This window comes from Mesorhizobium sp. M1A.F.Ca.IN.022.07.1.1, assembly GCF_003997575.1.
Classification (GTDB): Bacteria; Pseudomonadota; Alphaproteobacteria; order Rhizobiales; family Rhizobiaceae; genus Mesorhizobium.
Window position 1 is genome coordinate 1 of the sequence record NZ_RZST01000324.1, and the last position, 6,601, is coordinate 6,601.

The 6,601-nt window shown below is 64.5% G+C and carries 6 protein-coding genes; all 6 read right to left on the reverse strand.

All coding sequences use genetic code 11. From position 1 onward, the window contains the following. Positions 1-1,182 (reverse strand): peptidoglycan-binding protein (locus EOA75_RS26525; protein WP_127325542.1); only part of this gene is annotated, 1,182 nt, incomplete at its 3' end. A gap of 141 nt (positions 1,183-1,323) precedes the next feature. After that, positions 1,324-1,683 (reverse strand): MmcQ/YjbR family DNA-binding protein, encoded by a 360-nt coding sequence (locus EOA75_RS26530; protein ID WP_127247088.1) that lies wholly within the window; start codon positions 1,681-1,683, stop codon positions 1,324-1,326. 181 nt (positions 1,684-1,864) lie between these two features. Continuing rightward, on the reverse strand, positions 1,865-4,471 hold the full coding sequence (gene clpB, locus EOA75_RS26535; RefSeq protein WP_127325543.1) for an ATP-dependent chaperone ClpB: 2,607 nt from the start codon (positions 4,469-4,471) through the stop codon (positions 1,865-1,867). 255 nt (positions 4,472-4,726) lie between these two features. Then, positions 4,727-5,248, reverse strand: coding sequence for an SRPBCC family protein (locus EOA75_RS26540; protein ID WP_245307350.1), 522 nt, complete (start codon positions 5,246-5,248; stop codon positions 4,727-4,729). Beyond that, a complete protein-coding gene (locus EOA75_RS26545) occupies positions 5,226-5,591 on the reverse strand; it encodes a metalloregulator ArsR/SmtB family transcription factor (RefSeq protein WP_067319638.1) in 366 nt (121 codons plus the stop codon). The genes EOA75_RS26540 and EOA75_RS26545 overlap by 23 nt, the downstream gene beginning before the upstream one ends. Before the next feature lie 153 nt (positions 5,592-5,744). Next, positions 5,745-6,601: DUF4167 domain-containing protein (locus EOA75_RS26550; RefSeq protein ID WP_127325544.1), on the reverse strand; the 857-nt coding region annotated here is incomplete at its 5' end.

Here is a 6,601-nt window from a genome sequence, read left to right on the forward strand (position 1 = left end):
CGGTGTGTCGGCCGAACCGATGGTGGCCGGATAGGCCGCGACCAGCTTGCCGCCCGCGTCATAAGCGAAAACTTCCTTCTTGTCCTTATCGGCAACGATGCGGGCAACCGGCGTCGACACCAACTGGCCGAAATTGGCGACCTTGATGATGGTCCCGGGACGGTTGAAGTCGAGGCCTTTGTTGATCGACTTCAGATAGCCTTCGTCCATGTGGAAGCGCTCGGCGAGCGCCTCGGTGACCGAGGTGTAACCCATGCGGTCGAGCTTGGCCTTCTGGCTGTAATCTTCCGGGATCGAGGCGACATAGGGTCCGGCCACGTCCTCGGGCGTGATCGTGTAGGAGGCGAAGGCGTCGCCCCCCGACTGGGCGAGCGCCGCCTTAATGGCGGCCGAGTCGGTCGATTTCAGATTGCTGCCGGTGATCTGGTTGTAGGCGGCCAGGGCCTTGTCGACATTCGAGCCGAAGCGGCCGTCGATGACTCCCGGCGAGGCGCCGGCGCGGTCGAGCAGCACTTGGAGTTCGGCCACGTCCTGGCGCACGCCGAGCGAAAGCGACGGATCGACGGTCGCCTTGCCGCCCGTGTCCGGCGGCAGCGCGGCCTGGGTCTCCGGATTGACTTGCAGCACGTCCCCCTGCCCAGGGTGCGGTTCGATCGATGCTTCGTTCAGCGGCTCGCGCTTGATGGTGTCCGACCTTGGTGCCTCCGGATAGGTTGTGGCATACCCTTCGTCGTTCGGCGCCGGCGGATAGGCCTCGACGGAATTGCCGCTGTTGGAATCGTAGTCGTCGACCGGCGGCGGGATATACCGGCCGTTCTCGTCCAGCTGCCTGCGGCGGAAGCGGGCCATGTCGTCGGGATCGTCGAGATAATAACGGTCGTCGTCCTCGACGGGCGCACGCCCGAGCTCCTGCATCCGCAGCTGACGGCGCAGCGCCCGGCGATCGAGCCGGGTCTGCGGCGGCTGGATGGCGATCACCTTTCCGGTATCGGCATCGACAAGCACCCGGTTGCCCCTGGCATCGTAGTATATGTCGATATTGCCGTCCTGGGCGAGCAGGAGCGCGCCGTGTTGAGCGGACCGAACCGTCTTCTGCGCGCCTTCCAGACTGGGCGCTGCGAGCGCGCCGGAAGCCGCCAGCCCGGCCGCGAGTGCCGAAAGGGAAAAGATCGTGCGCAGCATGGGGGTCAGGCTCTCCGGTCGGCTCGGTCTTGCTGGGCGAACCCTTCGCCAGCAAACCAGTTACCAAAACTAAGGTTCCAATATGAACCGGGCATGAAGATGGCGGATTTCCGGCGTCTCACCATGGTCCCCAACCGAATGTCAGTGCAGCCCCAATTCGCTGCGCGCCAGTTTCGTCAGCTTCAGCACGACCAGGCGGTGGCTTTCGCGCAGGTAGTCCTTCAGCGCGGCATCATCCACGCTTTGGCTTGTCTGGCGCTGGATCCATTTCATGCCGCGCGACGCGAGATAGGGCGCGGGCCGGCAGCCTGGCTGTTCCTTCAGCACGTCAAACGCCATGTCGGAGCATTTGAAGGTAACGAAGACCTCGCCCTCCCGGTCATGGCCGCCGATCGCGAACACCTGGCCGCCGACCTTCCAGACGTGAGCCCCGCCCCACTGCACGACGTGGGTCGTGGCGGGCAATGTGGCGCAGAAGCCGTTATAGTCCTCGAGCTTCATTGGAATCGGCCCTCCGGGACCCGCGATCAAGCTCGGTTTTGCCGCAGGGCCCTGTCGAAAAGCAAGAGCGCGCCGCCCTGCCGGATGCGACGCGCTCCTCGTATCCTTGTTTGCGCAATTCGGACGGAAAACCGCCAAGCGCTTTTCCTGGAATGGCTCCGGTCACATGCCCCGGCTCGACTCAGGCGGCGGCTTCAGCCGCCACCACCGTCGGCTTCGCACGGAAGTTCAGGCGATCGGAACCGGCGGTGACCTTGACGGTCGAGCCGTCGAGGATTTCGCCGAGCAGGATCTTCTCCGCCAGCGGATCCTGCAGTTCCTTCTGCATCACCCGCTTCAGCGGCCTGGCGCCATAGGCCGGATCGTAGCCCTTGCCGGCCAGCCACTCGATCGCATCGTGATCGAGCGACAGCGTGATCTTGCGATCGACAAGCAGGTTCTCCAGCCGCTTGAGCTGAATCTCGACGATGCGATCCATATCCTCGCGTCGCAGCCGGTGGAACAGGATCACCTCGTCGACGCGGTTGAGGAATTCCGGACGGAACGAGGCTCTCACCACGCCCATCACCTCGTCGCGCACGGCATCGACGTCCTGGTCGTCGCGGAGATTGACCAGATATTCGGCGCCGAGATTCGACGTCATGACGATCAGCGTGTTGCGGAAGTCGACCGTGCGGCCCTGACCATCGGTCAACCGGCCGTCGTCGAGCACCTGGAGCAGCACGTTGAACACGTCCGGATGCGCCTTCTCGATCTCGTCGAACAGCACGACCTGGTAGGGCCGGCGCCGCACCGCTTCGGTGAGCGCGCCGCCCTCCTCATAGCCGACATAGCCGGGAGGCGCGCCGATCAGCCGGGCGACCGAGTGCTTCTCCATGAACTCCGACATGTCGATGCGCACCATGGCGCTCTCGTCGTCGAACAGGAAGGCGGCGAGCGCCTTGGTGAGCTCCGTCTTGCCGACGCCGGTCGGACCCAGGAACATGAACGAGCCGATCGGCCGGTTCGGATCCTGCAGACCCGCACGGGCGCGCCGCACGGCCTTGGAGACCGCCTGCACCGCCTCGCCCTGGCCGACGACGCGCTTGCCGATCTCGTCCTCCATACGCAGCAGCTTCTCGCGCTGTCCCTCAAGCATCTTGTCGACCGGAATGCCGGTCCAGCGTGACACGACATGGGCGACGTGGTCAGGCGTGACCACCTCTTCCACCATGCCGGCCTTACCGTCCTGGGCTTCGGCTTCCTTGAGCTTCTTCTCCAGCTCCGGGATCTTGCCGTAGGCAAGCTCGCCGGCGCGCTGGAACTCGCCCTTGCGCTGGGCAATCGCCAGCTCGTTGCGCATCTCGTCGAGCTGCTTCTTCAGGTCGGCGGCAAGGCCGAGCTTGTGCTTTTCGGCCTGCCACTTGGCGGTCAGCTCGGTCGACTGCTCCTCGAGGTCGGCCAGATCCTTCTCCAGCTTGGTCAGCCGGTCCTTCGAGGCGTCATCCTTCTCGACCTTCAGCGCCTCGCGTTCGATCTTGAGCTGCATGATGCGGCGGTCGATCTCATCCAGCGCCTCGGGCTTGGAATCGACCTGCATCCTCAACCGCGATGCGGCTTCGTCCGCCAGGTCGATCGCCTTGTCCGGCAGGAAACGGTCAGCGATGTAGCGGTTGGAAAGCGTCGCGGCCGAAACCAGCGCCGAATCGGAGATGCGCACCTTGTGGTGCTGCTCGTATTTCTCCTTCAAGCCGCGCAGGATCGAGACAGTGTCCTCGACCGTCGGCTCGTCGACGAAAACGGGCTGGAAGCGGCGGGCGAGCGCCGCGTCCTTCTCGACATGCTTGCGGTATTCGTCGAGCGTAGTCGCACCGACGCAGTGCAGCTCGCCGCGCGCCAGCGCAGGCTTCAAAAGGTTCGAGGCGTCCATCGCGCCATCGGCCTTGCCGGCACCGACCAGTGTGTGCATCTCGTCGATGAACAGAATGATGCCGCCTGCGGCGGAAGTGACTTCCGACAGCACGGCCTTCAGCCGCTCCTCGAACTCGCCGCGATACTTGGCGCCGGCAATCAGCGCGCCCATGTCGAGCGCCATCAGCCGCTTGTCCTTCAGCGATTCCGGCACGTCGCCATTGACGATGCGCAGCGCCAGGCCTTCGGCGATCGCCGTCTTGCCGACGCCGGGCTCGCCGATCAGCACGGGATTGTTCTTGGTGCGGCGCGACAGCACCTGGATGGTGCGGCGGATCTCGTCGTCGCGGCCGATGACCGGGTCGAGCTTGCCCGCCCGCGCATCCGCGGTCAGGTCGCGGGCGTATTTCTTCAGCGCGTCGTAGCCCTGCTCGGCACTGGCCGAATCGGCGGTGCGGCCCTTGCGGACATCGTTGATAACCTGGTTCAGCGCCTGCGCGGTGACACCGGCCTTGGCCAGGATGTCGGCGGTCTTCGCCGACTTCTCCATGGCGAGCGCCTGCAGCAGCCGCTCCACGGTAACGAAGCTGTCGCCGGCCTTCTTGGCCAGTTCCTCTGCGGTCGAAAACACCTTGGCAAGCGGCTGGGCGAGATAGAGCTGGCCGTTGCCGCCTTCGACCTTGGGCATAGCCTCCAACGCCGCCTCGACGCCGAGCTTCACGTCGCGAATGCTGCCGCCGGCGCGCTCGATCAGAGACGCGGCAAGGCCCTCGTCATCATCGACGAGCACCTTGAGCATATGTTCGGGAGTGAATTGCTGGTGGTTGCGCGAGAGCGCCATGGTCTGCGCGGACTGGATGAAACCGCGCACGCGCTCGGAATATTTCTCCGTATTCATGTATGTCTCCTTCCATCACCGGCCCGCTTTGCGGCACCGGATCAGATTGCGGTGACGGACCCGCTCATTCGAGCCGAGTCCTGTTCAGCCGAGATATGGTGTATCAGCTCAGGTCTCTCAAGACGCCCTGATCTCGGTCAGCGCAGAATATTCTAGGGCCTGGTCGCCCGAAGCGCGCAGCGGTTTTGGGCGAATATTAGGCATTAAAACAAGGGCTTAAATGCTGCGGCTGCGTGACGCGCGACATCGACGGCTTCATGATCGTCCACCGCTCGCGCCCAGGGTGACGAGAAGCTCGTCCAGTTGCCCGAACGTCTCGCCCATCGCCTCCGCCGCACCGGTGCCGGCAGCGTCGAGAGCCTCCTTCGAGGGATAGAGCTCGTGCAGGACCAGCAGCGTCTTGCCACCTTTTTCCTCGAAGGTCACCGTCGTGACGGGTCCACCCTCACCGCCTTCCTCATTGGTCCAGACGAGGCGCGACTGCGGTGTCACTTCGATGTACCTGCCGAAGAACTCGTCAAGGTTTGAGCCATCGTGGCCGAACGCCAAACGGTACCTGCCCCCGACACGGACATCCATCTCGCAGGAACGCAGCACCATTCCCATCGACTTCGGCGCCCACCACTGCTTGAACAGCTCAGGCTTGGTCCACGCCTCGAACACGATGCGCGCCGGAGCGTTGAAGGTTCGCGTGACGACGAGCTCGCGGTCCGACGTCCGTTCCACAGTCGTGCGGTTCTGCATCGGTGTGGCCTCACTCGCTTTGCTTGCGTCCATCGACCTTCTCCTTTCGTTTCAGTTCCTCGACCACCTTGTCCAACCCGTCGAAGCGTGCGTCCCAGAGCTGGCTGTACCTCTCGATCCATGCCGCCTCTTGCTCCAGCCCGCGCAGGCCGAGCTTGCAGGTCCGCACACGCCCGACCTTTTCCGTGCTGACGAGCCCCGCTTGCTCCAAGACACCGACGTGCTTCTTCATGCCCGTAAGGGTCATGTGGAACTGCTCGGCCAGTTCCGTGATCGAAGCGTCCGCACGGCCGAGCTGCTCCAGCACGCCGCGTCGGGTCGCATCCGAGAGCGCGGCGAATGAAGCATCGAGGCGGGTCTTGATATACTGAACCATATGGTTCAGTATTAGCGCACAAATTACCGCCATGCAAGGAAACGAAAGCGCGTCGCGCTGAAACGGATTCAGGCGACGTGCTTTAGGCACGCACAACGAGAAACGGCGGAGAAACCTCTCCGCCGTTCGAATTGCCTGGAAATAGACCTGCGGTCAGCTATCTGCGTCGGCGACTGCCGGCTCGCCGGCGCCGCCTGCCGGCTCACCGGCGCCGTTCTCGCTCGGCGCTGCATTTGCCTCTTTGGCGGCAGTCGCGCTGCCGCTGTCCGCGACGTTGCCGCCATCGGCGGCGCTGTCCGCCCGGCCGGCATTGCTTTCATCGCCATTGCCCTGCTCGGCGCTATGGCCCTGCTCGGCATTGCCGCGACCGCGACGTGGACGTCTCTGCCGACGCCCACCGCCATTGTCCGTGCCGGCTTCGTTGCGCTCGGCCTGGGCAGCAAGGCCCGCAGGCGAGAAGCTGTCGAACAGCGGAGCCTGCTCGGCCGCAACGCCGTCTTCGGCGGAGCCCTCCGGCTTGGCCTGCGCCTCATTGCGGCGGCTCTGATCGATCTGCTGGCCGCCATGTTCGCTGCGCTCTCGCTGACCATTGTCGCCGCGCTGACCATTCTGACCGTACTGGCCATAGCCGCCATTGCGGCGGTCGCGGTGCCTGTCACGACCATTATTGTCGCGCCGGTTGTTGTCGCGGCCGTTTTCCTGGTTGTAGGCGAGTTCCGCCGGCGTGCCTTCGATCACCGGCTGCGGCCCGGAACCGTTCGCGGCGGCCTGCGACTCGCCGGCATTTGCGTTGCCGACCGTGTCGAACTCGTCGCGATCCTCATCGACGTCGTCATCGAAGTCGTCGCGGTTCTGCTGGGCGTTCTGGATGGGCATCTGCGCCTGCGCGGCCGCGATGATGCGATTGTAGTGCTCGGCGTGCTGGAGATAGTTCTCCGCCATCACCCGGTCGCCGGAGCTTTGCGCGTCACGGGCGAGTGCGGCATATTTTTCGGCGATCTGCTGAGCCG

Excerpts from the sequence above, each read along its gene's own strand:
- EOA75_RS26545 (WP_067319638.1), bottom strand. The coding sequence starts at position 5,591 with ATGGTTCAGTATATCAAGACCCGCCTCGATGCTTCATTCGCCGCGCTC.
- EOA75_RS26530 (WP_127247088.1), bottom strand. The coding sequence starts at position 1,683 with ATGAAGCTCGAGGACTATAACGGCTTCTGCGCCACATTGCCCGCCACG.
- EOA75_RS26540 (WP_245307350.1), bottom strand. The coding sequence starts at position 5,248 with ATGGACGCAAGCAAAGCGAGTGAGGCCACACCGATGCAGAACCGCACG.
- clpB (WP_127325543.1), bottom strand. The coding sequence starts at position 4,471 with ATGAATACGGAGAAATATTCCGAGCGCGTGCGCGGTTTCATCCAGTCC.